Here is a 14,143-nt window from a genome sequence, read left to right as displayed (position 1 = left end):
AGAAGCAAACTGTATTACACCGCCCGTTATCAGGAAGTGCGCCACCATTTGCTGTTGTTGGAAATGAGCTGTGTCATCGCAGATACCTCATCAGTGAACTTGCGTACTAGTTAACTGGTTCATCAGGAGAAAGTCAAGCATCATTTTTTATTATTGTCAGGAAATCGGTATGATGCCCGACATACAAGCACGACTGGGGACAGGGAGCACACTTGCAAGAATCAAACTACGCCAATATTTATGATCTCCACAGCCATACCACGGCTTCAGATGGATTATTAACACCGGCTGAGCTGGTATTACGGGCAAGCGAAATGCGCGTAGGAACGCTGGCAATAACCGATCATGACACGATTAATGGGATCCCGGTTGCACGCCAGGCGATTGCCAATGCCGGTTTGGATCTACAGCTTATTGCTGGTGTAGAGATATCAACGGTGTGGGAAAACCACGAGATCCATATTGTGGGGCTGGGTATTGATATCCAGTCACCAGAGTTAATGGCATTTCTTGCTCAACAAAGTGAACGGCGCAACCAGCGGGCAGAAATGATTGCCGGGCGTCTTGAGAAAAATCATATTCCTGGTGCTTTGGCTGGCGCCCGACGCCTGGCTGGAGACGGCGCAGTGACCCGTGGCCACTTTGCACGTTTTCTCGTCGAAAGTGGGGTCGCCCGTACTCATAATGATGTGTTTAAAAAGTATCTTGCACGCGGGAAAACCGGGTATGTCCCACCACAGTGGTGTACAATAGAACAAGCTATTGATGTGATTCACCATTCTGGCGGGCAGGCGGTATTAGCCCATCCAGGCCGCTACCGGCTATCTATGAAGTGGTTGAAGCGTTTACTGGCGCAATTTCACGCTGCAGGTGGCGACGGGATGGAAGTGGCACAATGCCAACAGGCTCCACAGGAACGCAAGCAACTGGCCGAACTGGCTATCCAGTTTGATTTACTCGCCTCACAAGGCTCCGACTTTCATCAACCTTGTGCATGGATAGAGTTAGGGCGGAAACTGTGGCTGCCCGCAGGTGTAACGCCGGTTTGGGCAGGCTGGAGTGGTGCCAATGAAGGAGTAAATGAGGTATGAGTCAGTTTTTCTATATCCATCCGGAAAACCCGCAATTGCGGTTAATCAATCAGGCCGTCGAGATTATCAGAAAGGGCGGTGTTATCGTTTATCCCACAGACTCTGGTTATGCTTTGGGTTGCCAGTTGGAAGATAAAAATGCCATGGAACGAATTTGCCGGATTCGTCAGTTACCTTCAGGGCATAACTTCACCCTGATGTGCCGGGACCTGTCGGAATTATCTACATACGCGTTTGTCGATAACGTGGCTTTTCGGTTGATAAAAAACAATACTCCGGGCAACTACACATTCATTCTTAAAGGCACCAAAGATGTACCCCGGCGTTTGTTGCAAGAAAAACGCAAAACCATTGGCCTGAGGGTGCCATCCAACCCTATTGCTATTGAGTTACTGGGTGCACTGAATGAACCTATGCTGTCTACCTCGCTGATGCTGCCTGGCAGTGAATTTACTGAGTCAGACCCCGATGAAATTAAAGACAGACTGGAAAAACAGGTAGATTTGATTATTCATGGCGGTTATCTCGGCCAGCATCCGACCACTGTGATTGATCTCACTGATGATACTCCGGTTGTTATCCGGGAAGGGGTCGGAGATGTTCGCCCGTTTCAATAAACCCGGCTTAACCTGATATGCACAGACATAACCGCTTATACAACATGGGTATTATGGCATAAGCTTTTGGCAACAATTTCGTGTACTATGTGCGGCCACAATGGTGAATGTGTGGCTTTTTTATTGCCAAAACATATTCCAGACAAATTTAACAGCCTTACGTTAAGCTCAATTAAATAGCGTAAGGCGTTTGCAGGTATCAAAGACGCCTGGGAAGGCGACACCCGAGGAAGCTCCATGAGCGAAAAGTTACAAAAAGTTTTGGCGAACGCGGGCCATGGCTCACGTCGTGAAATTGAAGGCATGATTGCCGCAGGACGTGTCAGTGTGGACGGTAAAATCGCCACGCTGGGCGACCGTGTTGAAGTAAGCCTGGCATTGAAAGTCCGCATCGACGGGCATCTTGTTTCTTTGCGTGAATCCGCACAACAAATTTGCCGGGTTCTGGCGTATTACAAACCGGAAGGCGAACTGTGTACTCGCAGTGACCCTGAAGGCCGTCCTACTGTTTTTGACCGGTTGCCAAAGTTACGTGGTGCGCGCTGGATTGCGGTAGGGCGTCTGGATGTGAATACTTGTGGTTTGTTGTTGTTCACAACAGATGGTGAACTGGCAAACCGTTTGATGCACCCCAGCCGTGAAGTTGAGCGTGAATATGCTGTCAGGGTATTTGGGCAGGTAGACGACAGCAAGTTACGCGATTTACAACGCGGTGTTCAACTGGAAGATGGCCCGGCAGCCTTTAAAACCCTGCGTTTCACCGGCGGTGAAGGCATGAACCAGTGGTACAATGTAACGCTGACTGAAGGGCGTAACCGTGAAGTGCGCCGCTTGTGGGAAGCCGTGGGGGTGCAGGTCAGCCGCCTGATTCGTGTGCGTTACGGCGATATTCCATTGCCGAAACAGTTGCCGCGTGGGGGCTGGGTTGAACTGGATCTGAAGCAAACTAACTATTTGCGCCAGCTAGTGGAATTACCCGCTGAAACGGAAACCAGGGTGGCGGTGGAAAAAGACCGCCGGCGCACTAAAGCTAACCAGATTCGTCGCGCTGTTAAGCGCCACAGCCAGACTGGCGGTCGCCGTAACAATACCTCCCGTTAATCGCTGGTTGTTCTCAAGGCGCGCCGCTGGGTTACAGGGGCGCGTTTTTTGTTGCACAGTTATATCAAACTAAATATTTGCATTTATGTTGTTAATAAACCGCCGGGCACTTTGTACGGAATTATCTTTGTTATTGCATCTTGAGTTTGGGTGTTAATTACCGAATAACTTTGTTCAGGTATTTATAGTCGTTGCGGAGCTAACAGGCATGTGGTGTAAAAACTTCCGTGAATTAGGAAGATACCAGACATGCACAGAGATGGCAGGGCAGAGAAAAGGCTGTCTCCGCATACAGTTGAAGCCCGTGTTGGCCTGGTCGTGCAGATACCACAAACCACAGGTAGTGCATATGGCACTGCCTGTGATCACCAGGTATAAAGGTGTAACTCCGGGCTTAGTAATCAATCCCCAGTTGTGCCTTAATCCCGGCATCAAATGCATGTTTCACCGGGCGTAACTCACTAACCGTGTCAGCATATTCCAGAATATCCCGGTGGCAACCCCGGCCTGTAATGATAACACTTTGGTGCTCAGGGCGTTGTTGTAAAGCCTGCATCACGCGCTCAAGAGGTAAATAGTCGTAAGCCACCATATAGGTCAGTTCATCCAGTACGACGAGGTCCAGTGCCGCATCTGCCAGCATTCGTTCAGCATGCACCCAGACTTCCAGGCAGGCTTGTGTATCCGTTTCCTTATTCTGTGTTTCCCAGGTAAACCCTGTTGCCATTACCTGAAATTCTACACCGTGTGGCTCCAGGAGATTGCGCTCACCGTTCGGCCACTGTCCCTTAATAAACTGAATAACGCCCACTTTTTTGCCATGCCCGACAGCCCGTGTTGCTGTACCGAATGCGGCAGTTGTTTTCCCTTTACCATTGCCAGTGAAAACCATAACAATACCCCGAACTGACTGTGCGGCTGCAACACGGGCATCCACTTTTTCTTTAACGCGTTGTTGGCGTTCCTGGTAACGTGAATCACTCATTCTGCAATCCCCGGTTTGCGATTTGGTTGTGCATCAAAACTCATGCCTGTTTTACGGCGGCTGTCATCCCCCATCAGCCAAAGATACAAAGGCATCAGGTCTGCTGGGGTTTTCAATTTATTTGGATCTTCCTGGGGGAACGCACTGGCCCGCATTTTGGTGCGTGTACCGCCTGGATTAATACAGTTCACCCGCAGGCTGGTGTGTTTATATTCATCGGCCAGCACCTGCATCATGCCTTCTGTGGCGAATTTTGATACGGCGTAAGCGCCCCAGTTTGCCCGACCCTGCCTCCCGACACTTGAACTGGTGAAAACCAGTGAGCCGGCATCTGACCGGAGTAATAAGGGGAGGAGTGCCTGGGTCAGGAAAAAGGTGGCATTCACATTTATATCCATGACGTGCTGCCAGGTTTGTGCTGTTTGTTCAACCATTGGTGCAACATCGCCCAGCACACCAGCATTATGGAGAACACCATCGAGTAACGGTGTTACCTGCTCTATCTGACGGGCAAATTCCAGACAACGTTCAGGGGTGGCACTGGTGAGGTCAAATAAAAAACTGCCACTGACCTGGCCGCCTTCCGCGATGATAGCGGCTTCTGTCTGGCGTAGCTTTTCACTGTCGCGCCCGGTCAACACAACTTTTGCGCTGAACCGGGTGTAAGTGAGTGCCGCTTCACGGCCAATACCATCAGTTGCGCCAGTCACCAGAATGGTTCGACCAAGTAACAAATCGCGCTGTGGTTGATGATGCATAAACACTCCTGTGCCACTTGTTGGTTCAGGTATTCAAAAACCTAACGGGCTTTATGCCTGAAACAACGGGCGAATTCAATCAGCCATAAAGAGAGTTTAGTTATTTAAGGGTAACCGGGGGCATGCAAATTATTTCGGATATTCCACTGGTTGCGTTTATAGTTGCACAGGCAGAGGCGGCTGTTTTCTGTTGCCCTGCTTGTCTTTATTACTGATTATCAAGGCGGATGAAGTGGATTTACTCTCTAACTATGGGTTGTTCTTGGCCAGAGTTGTGACCATTGTTCTCGCGATAGTGGTTGTAGTGACTGTTATCGTTAATCTGTCACAGCGGAAAAGGCAGCAACGCGGTGAGTTGCGCATGACGCGGTTGTCGGAGCAATACGATGACATGAAAGAAGAAGTGGCGGCGGCCATGATGGATTCGCATCAGCAAAAACAGTGGCACAAAGCCCAGAAGAAGAAACATAAACAAGAGGCAAAAGCCGCAAAAGCGCGCGCGAAACAAGGTGAATTCGACGCGTCAGGTAAGCCTGTTCTGTGGGTTATGGATTTTAAAGGCAGTATGGATGCACAGGAAGTTTCATCGTTACGTGAGGAAATCACCGCCGTACTGTCGGTTGCCAAACCGAAAGACGAGGTGTTGTTGCGCCTGGAAAGCCCGGGCGGTGTGGTGCATGGTTATGGCCTGGCTGCTTCACAACTGCAACGCCTGCGTGCCCATAAAATTCCACTGACTGTGGCGGTAGATAAAGTAGCGGCAAGCGGTGGTTACATGATGGCCTGTGTGGCAGACAGAATTATTGCTGCGCCGTTTTCTATCATTGGCTCAATTGGTGTTGTGGCACAAATACCGAACATCAACCGTTTACTCAAACGCAATGATATTGATGTGGAATTACATACAGCGGGTCAGTACAAGCGCACGCTGACCGTTCTGGGGGAAAATACCGAAGAAGGGCGCCAAAAATTCCGTGAAGACCTGAACGAAACACATAAATTATTCAAAGATTTTGTGCACTCCATGCGACCTTCGCTGGACGTTGATGCTGTGGCGACCGGGGAGCACTGGTTTGGTATTCAGGCGTTAGAAAAAGGCCTGGTTGATGAAATCGGAACCAGTGATGATGCTTTGCTGGAACGTATGAAAGACTACGAAGTCATCAACTTACACTATGTTGAACGTAAGAAAATGGTTCAGCGCCTGACCGGAGCCGCTGCTGAAAGTGCGGACCGCCTGCTATTACGTTGGTGGCAACGCGGTGGCAGCCCGCTGCCGTGATGCACTCACTGAGTGAGGCCTGCGGGCCTCACCTGTTAATTTTGCAGGTGGTATTTTTCTGAAAGTACGTGTGCGAGGTATTTGAACATATTGAACACTGCCGTTGTTTTAGGCGTGGGCAGACCTTGTTCATCAAGATAATACTCCCCCTGAAATACCAGAACGCTTCCTTTTTGCACCACGTTTGTGGCCTCTATTCCTGCGATGAAATCATCATGTTCACGGATAAGCTTATTGGCTTCAAGTAAGAGGGTTTCACGGTCGATAGGTTGGGTATTGCCTTGCATGACTTTTCTCCTTACAAACTGCAGGTATTCTACGCCCGCACAGGGCTTGTGCGCAAATTTCGTTAACATGGCAGGTATCTGGTTAGTTTTTGTTGTGACTGGCAATATTTAATTTTGCATGCTAATTAAAGTTGCGTAACGAATTTTATCAGGTAGAGTGTGACGCTTTCGCATATCTGGCAATGGAATTGCTTGACATTCAGCCAGGATGCTGTTGCACCAGCCGTTTTGCATAAAAACGCGTCAGAGCAACCTGTGGCCGGGTAAAAACCGGCCAGTTGTTAAGAAATGGGTTGATCTCCCTGAAGACAGCCGCAATATACAACAGGCTCGTCGCCAGTGGATGGTGCATCAGGGTGCGACGTATTCCTGGAAGAATCAAAAAGGTAAAGGTGAATATGGGCAAAGCTCTCGTTATCGTTGAGTCCCCGGCAAAAGCCAAAACGATAAACAAATATCTTGGCAGTAACTACGTGGTTAAATCCAGCGTAGGCCATATCCGTGATTTGCCGACCAGTGGTTCAACAAAAAAGAGTGCTGACGCTGCGTCCGCGACACCTGCAAAGAAAAAGGTGAAGAAAGATGAGCGGAGTGCGCTGGTTAATCGAATGGGTGTTGACCCCTGGCATAACTGGGCTGCGCAATATGAAGTACTGCCTGGCAAAGAGAAGGTGGTTTCTGAACTGAAATCGCTGGCCGAAAAAGCTGATCATATCTATCTTGCAACCGACCTTGACCGCGAAGGGGAAGCCATTGCCTGGCACCTGCGGGAAGTAATTGGTGGTGATGACAAACGTTACAGCCGGGTGGTTTTCAATGAAATCACCAAGAATGCTATTCGCCAGGCATTTGAAAAGCCGGGTGAGCTGAACATCGACCGGGTAAACGCGCAACAGGCACGGCGTTTTATGGACCGTGTTGTAGGTTATATGGTTTCACCACTGCTGTGGAAAAAAATTGCCCGAGGCCTTTCCGCCGGGCGGGTTCAGTCGGTGGCGGTACGTCTTGTCGTTGAACGCGAGCGTGAAATCAAAGCGTTTGTCCCTGAAGAGTACTGGGAAGTGGGTGCTTCGCTGACGACAGCTCAGGGTGAAAGTTTACCGGTACAGGTGTCTCACCAGGGTGATAAGCCATTCAGGCCGGTCAACCGTGAGCAAACTATGGCTGCGGTCAGTTTGCTTGAAAAAGCACGTTACACTGTCACTGAACGCGAAGATAAACCGACCAGCAGTAAGCCGGGCGCGCCGTATATCACGTCAACGTTGCAACAGGCTGCCAGCACTCGTCTGGGCTTTGGTGTGAAGAAGACGATGATGCTTGCCCAGCGCCTCTACGAAGCCGGGCATATCACCTATATGCGTACTGATTCTACCAATCTCAGCCAGGATGCCGTTAACATGGTGCGTGGCTATATTGGTGATAACTTCGGTTCTCAGTATCTCCCTGGAAGTCCTAATCAGTATGCGAGCAAAGAGAATTCTCAGGAAGCGCATGAAGCAATTCGACCTTCCGATGTAAACGTGGTTTCTGAATCGCTTAAGGATATGGAATCGGATGCCCAACGTCTGTACCAGCTTATCTGGCGACAGTTTGTGGCCTGTCAGATGACACCGGCGAAATATGATTCAACAACGTTAACCGTGAGTGCGGGTGACTTCCGTCTTAAAGCGCGTGGGCGTATTTTGCGTTTTGATGGCTGGACTAAAGTTATGCCAGCACTGCGCAAAGGTGATGAAGACCGGACGTTGCCTGCGGTGGAAACCGGTGAAGAACTTAGCCTTGTTGAATTGCTGCCAGAGCAGCATTTCACCAAACCACCGGCACGTTTCAGTGAAGCCTCACTGGTAAAAGAGCTGGAAAAGCGTGGTATTGGCCGCCCGTCTACTTATGCCTCTATCATTTCTACGATTCAGGATCGTGGCTATGTACGTGTTGAGAACCGCCGTTTCTATGCGGAAAAAATGGGTGAGATTGTCACAGATCGTCTTGAAGAAAACTTCCGTGAGCTGATGAACTATGATTTCACTGCTCAAATGGAAGATTCGCTTGATGCGGTTGCCAGCCATGAGAAAGAGTGGCGCAGCGTTCTGGACAGTTTTTTTGACGACTTTGCCCGTCAACTGGAACAGGCTGAGAAAGATCCCGACGATGGCGGGATGCTACCGAACCAGATGGTTCTGACCAGTATCGACTGTCCAACATGTGGTCGTAAGATGGGTATTCGTACCGCCAGCACGGGTGTGTTTCTCGGTTGCTCCGGTTATGCACTGCCGCCGAAAGAGCGTTGTAAAACAACCATTAACCTGGTCCCGGAAAATGAAGTGCTGAACGTACTGGAAGGCGATGATGCCGAAACCAATGCGTTGCGTGCCAAACGCCGTTGCCCAAAATGTGGCACAGCGATGGACAGCTACCTTATCGATCCTAAACGGAAACTGCATGTCTGCGGTAATAATCCGGGCTGCGATGGCTACGAAATCGAAGAGGGTGAGTTCCGGATTAAGGGTTATGATGGGCCGATTGTTGAGTGTGAAAAATGTGGCTCTGAAATGCATCTGAGAATGGGGCGTTTTGGTAAATACATGGCCTGCACCAACGATGAATGTAAGAATACACGTAAGATTCTGCGCAACGGCGAAGTGGCTCCGCCAAAAGAAGACCCGGTACCATTGCCGGAATTGCCTTGTGAAAAATCCGACGCATACTTTGTATTGCGTGACGGCGCAGCAGGGGTTTTCCTTGCGGCGAATACGTTTCCTAAATCTCGTGAGACACGAGCGCCTCAGGTTGCTGAGTTGTATCGTTTCCGTGACCGTTTGCCGGAAAAACTGCGCTACCTTGCCGATGCACCGCAACAGGATGCTGAAGGGAATCCAACCATTGTTCGCTTCAGTCGTAAAACGAAACAGCAGTATGTCGCTTCTGAAAAAGACGGAAAAGCGACTGGCTGGTCTGCGTTTTATGTTGACGGAAAATGGGCGGAAGCTAAAAAATAATGTTGTTTGCATGAACACAAAACCGGGCTTGTCCCGGTTTTTTCATGGATAATGCATGTGAATACTCCTGCTCAGTAGCAACCCGCCTGAATTGTTTTCTTTCTCACTGATATAACCAGAAAGTAATTAATCATTGAAATCTATACAATCAGGGTATAAGTGATATAGTTGGCTAAGCCCGGCGACCATAAGCTGTTGAGAGTGGGTTGCTAACTCATATACGTGGGAAGTGAAGTGATACATGAAATTACAACAATTGCGCTATATCGTCGAAGTCGTAAATCATAATTTGAACGTCTCTTCCACTGCTGAAGGGCTTTATACCTCCCAGCCGGGCATCAGTAAGCAAGTTCGCATGCTGGAAGATGAACTGGGTGTCCAGATCTTTTCCCGCAGCGGTAAACATCTGACTCAGGTAACACCGGCAGGTCAGGAAATTATCCGCATCGCCCGTGAAGTTTTATCCAAAGTGGACGCCATTAAATCGGTTGCCGGTGAGCATACCTGGCCTGATAAAGGCTCGCTTTATGTTGCCACAACCCATACACAGGCACGCTATGCGCTTCCGGAGGTCATCAAAGGTTTTATTGAGCGTTATCCCCGTGTGTCATTACATATGCATCAGGGGTCGCCCACACAGATTGCAGAGGCGGTTTCTAAAGGTAATGCAGACTTTGCTATTGCCACTGAGGCCCTTCACCTCTATGAAGACCTGGTGATGCTGCCTTGTTATCACTGGAATCGCTCGGTTGTCGTCACACCGGATCATCCTCTGGCCGGGAAGAAGGAGATAACGATTGAAGAATTATCACAATATCCGCTGGTAACTTATACTTTCGGTTTCACCGGGAGGTCTGAACTGGATACAGCATTTAACCGGGCAGGGCTCACACCACGTATTGTGTTTACGGCAACAGATGCGGATGTCATCAAAACTTATGTTCGTCTGGGGCTTGGTGTTGGCGTGATAGCCAGCATGGCAGTAGATCCAGTCTCTGATCCAGACCTGGTTAAACTGGAAGCCAACAGCATTTTCAGCCACAGTACGACTAAAATTGGCTTTCGTCGCAGTACATTCTTACGTAGTTATATGTATGATTTTATTCAGCGTTTCGCGCCTCATTTGACGAGAGATGTAGTGGATACCGCTGTTGCATTACGCTCAAATGAAGATATAGAAGCTATGTTTAAAGACATCAGACTGCCTTCCAAATAATCTTTATTGTCGGCATGAATAATTTAGTTTAAGTGCCGACATTATCTCCCTTTAAGTCAAATAAAAATAATAACGCGCTAAATTTTATAATAAATAGAAAAACCATAATCAACCTAAGGGTTATGTCGCCAATATGCGACACCGATCAGAAAAAAACTAAAACTTTTGCATTAGTCCGACTTCAATTATTTATTTCACGTCAAAAGATTAAATTATTCACTGGAAGATAAAGGTAAATTTGCTGGAAATTAAGCCCAATATTCTTTAGGATTACTCCTAGTTATCCACGGCATTTACGGTAGTTCCAAATGAAAATGATTAGCGATACAGAAGTAATCAGGACGGCAATGTCATCAGGAAAACAGTCTCCACGTAGTCCGGTCTCTGCGAAGCGTAAAGCGTGGCTTGCAGCTTTTGCAGTATCTGCTGTGTTCTGGGTGGCGGTAATCCTTTTAGTCCTGAAATATTGGTGATAATTAATATGTGCATGCAACAAAACACATCCTCTCAAGAGGTCATTGCGGGCTCGCATATTGATAAAACCGCTAAAGCCAGGACACAAGAGTTAGGCGAAATCCCTGAATCCTGGGAATTGAGCCAGCAGCAAAAAGCATTTATTGATAGTTTTCTTAATGAAGATGACAGTCTTTAACCTTGTTACACATCACGTAACACTGGTTGCATAAAAACAAGTAATATACGTTTCTTATTGATTATTTATTCACTCTACACACAGCAATACTCTCTTAGTAGTATGTCAATTACTCTTTTCGCTTAAGGTTATTTTAAGAAAAAACCACGATTATATGTGATCGACCTGGATAAAATTAATGTATGTATTTTTATTAGCGAGATGTTAATCACATTTGTAATTGTCTGAATTGAAGACTCATCTTTTTCATCTATAACTCGCCTCTATCTCTATCTGCAATATTTTCTGCATTAATCTTGCTGCCAGTCTTAGCGCTTTATGTGCCTGTTTGTGCTGTTGCAAAAATGTTGCCATTATTTTGTGTTATCTTTAATGGTAAATCCCCCACGCTGAAAGGGGAATGCCGGACTTGTTCGTTAAGGAGGCGCTATGTCGTTAATAACAGGAGCAGCCTGTAAAGCAACACTTGACCTGAATCACCGTCGTTACACCTACTACAGCCTTCCAGAGGCTGCTCGTCACCTTGGGACGGAGTTGTCCTTGCTGCCAAAATCGCTAAAAATTCTGTTGGAAAGCCTGTTACGTTTTCATGATGAAAAAACAGTAACGCAGAATGATATCAACGCGTTAGTCAGTTGGCTTTCTGGGGGGCATGCAGGGCGTGAAATAGCCTGGCGGCCAACGCGTGTTCTGATGCAGGATTTTACGGGTGTGCCTGCTGTGGTGGATCTCGCAGTGATGCGCGAAACGGTGTCGCGGTTAGGTGGGCAGGCCCGCCAGGTTAACCCTTTGTCGAATGTTGACCTGGTGATTGACCACTCGGTAATGGTTGACCATTTTGGCGACAATCACGCATTTGAACAGAATGTAGCGCTTGAAATGACCCGTAATCATGAGCGCTACACATTTCTACGCTGGGGGCAGCAGGCATTTGACCATTTCCGGGTGGTGCCTCCCGGTACCGGTATCTGCCACCAGGTGAACCTGGAGTATCTTGGCAAAACGGTTTGGTCTGAACAGAATGATGACGGGGAATGGTATGCATTCCCGGACTCTCTGGTTGGGACAGACTCCCATACCACAATGATAAATGGCCTTGGGATCCTGGGCTGGGGAGTGGGTGGTATTGAGGCTGAAGCGGCGATGCTGGGTCAACCCGTATCCATGCTGATTCCGGATGTAGTTGGTTTCGAATTGCAGGGGCAATTATCCGAAGGTATTACCGCGACAGACCTGGTTTTAACTGTGACGCAGATGCTGCGTAAACATGGTGTGGTGGGTAAATTTGTCGAGTTTTACGGTGATGGTCTGAGTGAACTTCCCCTGGCTGACCGTGCGACTATTGCCAATATGGCACCTGAATATGGTGCCACTTGTGGTTATTTCCCGGTGGATGATGTCACGCTTGACTACCTGCGTCTTACCGGGCGTGATGAGGAGCAGGTGGCTTTAGTTGAGCAGTATACAAAGGCACAGGGTTTGTGGCGGGAAGCAGGCGATGAACCACGCTTTACCTCCACTTTGCATCTTAATTTGTCTGATGTTGAACCCAGCCTTGCCGGCCCTAAACGTCCACAGGACCGTGTTGCTCTGAAGGACGTGCCTGATGTGTTCAAACAAGCTTGTGAGCTTTCGGTCAACCAGAGTACTTCTACTGATACACTTCCCGAGGTCACATTTAATGGTGACACGTTCACACTGGAAGATGGGGCCGTTGTGATTGCTGCAATCACGTCCTGTACTAACACATCAAACCCCAGTGTTATGGTAGCAGCCGGATTATTGGCGAAAAATGCCGTTGAGAAAGGGTTGCAACGTGCTCCCTGGGTTAAGGCCTCTTTGGCTCCAGGCTCTAAAGTGGTGACAGATTATCTGCAGTCTGCCGGGCTTATGCCCTGGCTTGAAAAGCTTGGGTTTAATCTTGTTGGTTATGGTTGTACAACCTGTATAGGTAACTCCGGGCCGCTCCCGCAACCCATTGAAGAAGGAATTAAAGCCAGCGACCTGACCGTAGGCGCAGTGCTTTCAGGCAACCGTAACTTTGAAGGGAGAATTCACCCGCTGGTCAGAACTAACTGGCTGGCTTCACCACCGCTGGTGGTAGCCTACGCACTTGCCGGGAATATGAACTGCAACCTGCATCATGACCCATTGGGTTATGGGCAAGATGGCAAACCGGTATACCTGAAAGACATTTGGCCCAGTAGTGAACAAATTACCGCGGCAGTGTCAGCGGTTACCAGTCACCTGTTCAGACAGGAATATGCAGAAGTGTTTACCGGTACAGACGCATGGCGTGCCATTACTGTTGCTGGTAGTGAAACCTACCCATGGCAGGCAGATTCCACCTACATAAGGCGCCCACCTTTTTTTGATAACATGCAAAAGGCGCCAGCTCCCTCTGAACCTGTTGTCAATGCCCGGATCCTTGCGGTGTTGGGCGATTCAGTAACGACTGACCATATCTCGCCCGCAGGAAATATAAAACCAGACAGCCCGGCCGGGCTTTACCTGCAACAGCATGGCGTTCAGCCTGAGGAATTCAATTCCTATGGTTCGCGCCGGGGTAATCATGAAGTCATGATGCGTGGTACGTTTGCGAATATTCGTATTCGCAATGAAATGGTCCCGGGTACAGAAGGGGGAATAACACGACATTTACCAGACAATAAGACTCTGCCTATCTATGATGCAGCAATGGCTTACCAGGCGGAGGGGATTCCGCTGGTGGTGGTTGCAGGTAAAGAATATGGGTCTGGATCCAGCCGTGACTGGGCGGCAAAAGGGCCGATGCTGTTGGGTGTCAAAGTGGTCATTGCAGAGTCATTTGAGCGTATTCACCGTTCCAATTTGATTGGGATGGGGGTTCTGCCACTGGAATTTCCCGAGGGTGAAACGCGTACCAGCCTGGCGATTACCGGGGAAGAGTTAATCTCAATTGAAGACGCAAGTCAGATAGCCCCCGGCAGTACAGTTAACGTAACTTTTGCCCGTGATGGAAAACAACAGGTAGTAGCCTGCCGGTGTCGTATTGATACCAGTAATGAGCACGAGTACTACCGTAATGGCGGCATACTTCATTACGTGATTCGCAACATGGCACTGGACGTATAATTTGAACTCCCCGGCTGGCAAGGGCTCGCCGGGGATGAGAAATG

General features: G+C 48.7%; 13 protein-coding genes and 1 other annotated feature (1 of these 14 cut by a window edge). Of the genes, 10 read left to right on the top strand and 3 right to left on the bottom strand.

Going from position 1 to position 14,143, the window contains the following annotated elements; translation table 11 throughout:
- Positions 1-53, bottom strand: a sequence feature (Trp leader region); it reaches 43 nt to the left of the window's first position.
- Between the two features lie 159 nt (positions 54-212).
- The 3 genes from rnm to rluB all read left to right on the top strand — a co-directional run bounded on the left by rnm (position 213) and on the right by rluB (position 2,809).
- On the top strand, positions 213-1,091 hold the full coding sequence (gene rnm / locus A9B99_RS01330) for an RNase RNM (protein WP_064593915.1): 879 nt from the start codon (positions 213-215) through the stop codon (positions 1,089-1,091).
- Positions 1,088-1,708, top strand: a complete 621-nt coding sequence (locus A9B99_RS01325) for an L-threonylcarbamoyladenylate synthase (protein WP_064593913.1) — start codon at positions 1,088-1,090, stop codon at positions 1,706-1,708. Before rnm ends, A9B99_RS01325 begins: the two co-directional genes overlap by 4 nt.
- Positions 1,709-1,945: 237 nt before the next feature.
- Positions 1,946-2,809 carry a 23S rRNA pseudouridine(2605) synthase RluB gene (gene rluB / locus A9B99_RS01320; protein WP_064593911.1) on the top strand — a complete coding sequence of 288 codons (864 nt, stop codon included), beginning with the start codon at positions 1,946-1,948 and terminating at the stop codon, positions 2,807-2,809.
- Between the two features lie 394 nt (positions 2,810-3,203).
- Here the strand turns inward: rluB and cobO are convergent, their stop codons facing one another.
- Together cobO and A9B99_RS01310 are read right to left on the bottom strand one after the other, a co-directional pair.
- On the bottom strand, positions 3,204-3,794 hold the full coding sequence (gene cobO / locus A9B99_RS01315) for a cob(I)yrinic acid a,c-diamide adenosyltransferase (protein ID WP_064593909.1): 591 nt from the start codon (positions 3,792-3,794) through the stop codon (positions 3,204-3,206).
- Complete coding sequence (locus A9B99_RS01310; RefSeq protein ID WP_064593906.1) at positions 3,791-4,552, bottom strand: YciK family oxidoreductase; 762 nt, start codon at positions 4,550-4,552, stop codon at positions 3,791-3,793. The genes cobO and A9B99_RS01310 overlap by 4 nt, the downstream gene beginning before the upstream one ends.
- Before the next feature lie 232 nt (positions 4,553-4,784).
- On the opposite strand from A9B99_RS01310, the gene sohB reads away from it, so the two are divergent.
- Positions 4,785-5,834 (top strand): protease SohB, encoded by a 1,050-nt coding sequence (gene sohB, locus A9B99_RS01305; RefSeq protein WP_064595442.1) that lies wholly within the window; start codon positions 4,785-4,787, stop codon positions 5,832-5,834.
- Between the two features lie 35 nt (positions 5,835-5,869).
- On the opposite strand, the gene A9B99_RS01300 is transcribed toward sohB, so the two are convergent.
- Positions 5,870-6,121, bottom strand: coding sequence for a YciN family protein (locus tag A9B99_RS01300; protein WP_064593904.1), 252 nt, complete (start codon positions 6,119-6,121; stop codon positions 5,870-5,872).
- A 214-nt stretch (positions 6,122-6,335) separates the two neighbouring features.
- On the opposite strand from A9B99_RS01300, the gene A9B99_RS23700 reads away from it, so the two are divergent.
- The 6 genes from A9B99_RS23700 (at position 6,336) to acnA (ending at position 14,099) form a co-directional block, all read left to right on the top strand.
- Complete coding sequence (locus A9B99_RS23700; protein ID WP_156518966.1) at positions 6,336-6,545, top strand: hypothetical protein; 210 nt, start codon at positions 6,336-6,338, stop codon at positions 6,543-6,545.
- Positions 6,520-9,117, top strand: a complete 2,598-nt coding sequence (gene topA / locus A9B99_RS01295; RefSeq protein ID WP_064593902.1) for a type I DNA topoisomerase — start codon at positions 6,520-6,522, stop codon at positions 9,115-9,117. Before A9B99_RS23700 ends, topA begins: the two co-directional genes overlap by 26 nt.
- Before the next feature lie 241 nt (positions 9,118-9,358).
- A complete protein-coding gene (gene cysB, locus A9B99_RS01290; RefSeq protein ID WP_064593900.1) occupies positions 9,359-10,333 on the top strand; it encodes an HTH-type transcriptional regulator CysB in 975 nt (324 codons plus the stop codon).
- Positions 10,334-10,641: 308 nt separating this feature from the next.
- On the top strand, positions 10,642-10,806 hold the full coding sequence (locus tag A9B99_RS23000) for a YmiA family putative membrane protein (protein ID WP_331710024.1): 165 nt from the start codon (positions 10,642-10,644) through the stop codon (positions 10,804-10,806).
- Positions 10,807-10,814: 8 nt separating this feature from the next.
- Positions 10,815-10,985 (top strand): hypothetical protein, encoded by a 171-nt coding sequence (locus A9B99_RS22995; protein WP_156518965.1) that lies wholly within the window; start codon positions 10,815-10,817, stop codon positions 10,983-10,985.
- A 429-nt stretch (positions 10,986-11,414) separates the two neighbouring features.
- A complete protein-coding gene (acnA, locus tag A9B99_RS01285) occupies positions 11,415-14,099 on the top strand; it encodes an aconitate hydratase AcnA (protein ID WP_064593898.1) in 2,685 nt (894 codons plus the stop codon).
- Positions 14,100-14,143 lie beyond the last annotated feature (44 nt).

The sequence above is a fragment of the Mangrovibacter phragmitis genome (genome assembly GCF_001655675.1).
Taxonomy (GTDB): Bacteria; Pseudomonadota; Gammaproteobacteria; order Enterobacterales; family Enterobacteriaceae; genus Mangrovibacter; species Mangrovibacter phragmitis.
This window is presented reverse-complemented; position numbering and strand designations above follow the sequence as displayed.

Coding starts and splice junctions, on each gene's coding strand:
- cysB (WP_064593900.1), top strand. CDS start 9,359: ATGAAATTACAACAATTGCGCTATATCGTCGAAGTCGTAAATCATAAT.
- A9B99_RS23000 (WP_331710024.1), top strand. CDS start 10,642: ATGAAAATGATTAGCGATACAGAAGTAATCAGGACGGCAATGTCATCA.
- A9B99_RS01300 (WP_064593904.1), bottom strand. CDS start 6,121: ATGCAAGGCAATACCCAACCTATCGACCGTGAAACCCTCTTACTTGAA.
- A9B99_RS22995 (WP_156518965.1), top strand. CDS start 10,815: ATGTGCATGCAACAAAACACATCCTCTCAAGAGGTCATTGCGGGCTCG.
- rluB (WP_064593911.1), top strand. CDS start 1,946: ATGAGCGAAAAGTTACAAAAAGTTTTGGCGAACGCGGGCCATGGCTCA.
- cobO (WP_064593909.1), bottom strand. CDS start 3,794: ATGAGTGATTCACGTTACCAGGAACGCCAACAACGCGTTAAAGAAAAA.
- topA (WP_064593902.1), top strand. CDS start 6,520: ATGGGCAAAGCTCTCGTTATCGTTGAGTCCCCGGCAAAAGCCAAAACG.
- A9B99_RS01310 (WP_064593906.1), bottom strand. CDS start 4,552: ATGCATCATCAACCACAGCGCGATTTGTTACTTGGTCGAACCATTCTG.
- acnA (WP_064593898.1), top strand. CDS start 11,415: ATGTCGTTAATAACAGGAGCAGCCTGTAAAGCAACACTTGACCTGAAT.
- A9B99_RS01325 (WP_064593913.1), top strand. CDS start 1,088: ATGAGTCAGTTTTTCTATATCCATCCGGAAAACCCGCAATTGCGGTTA.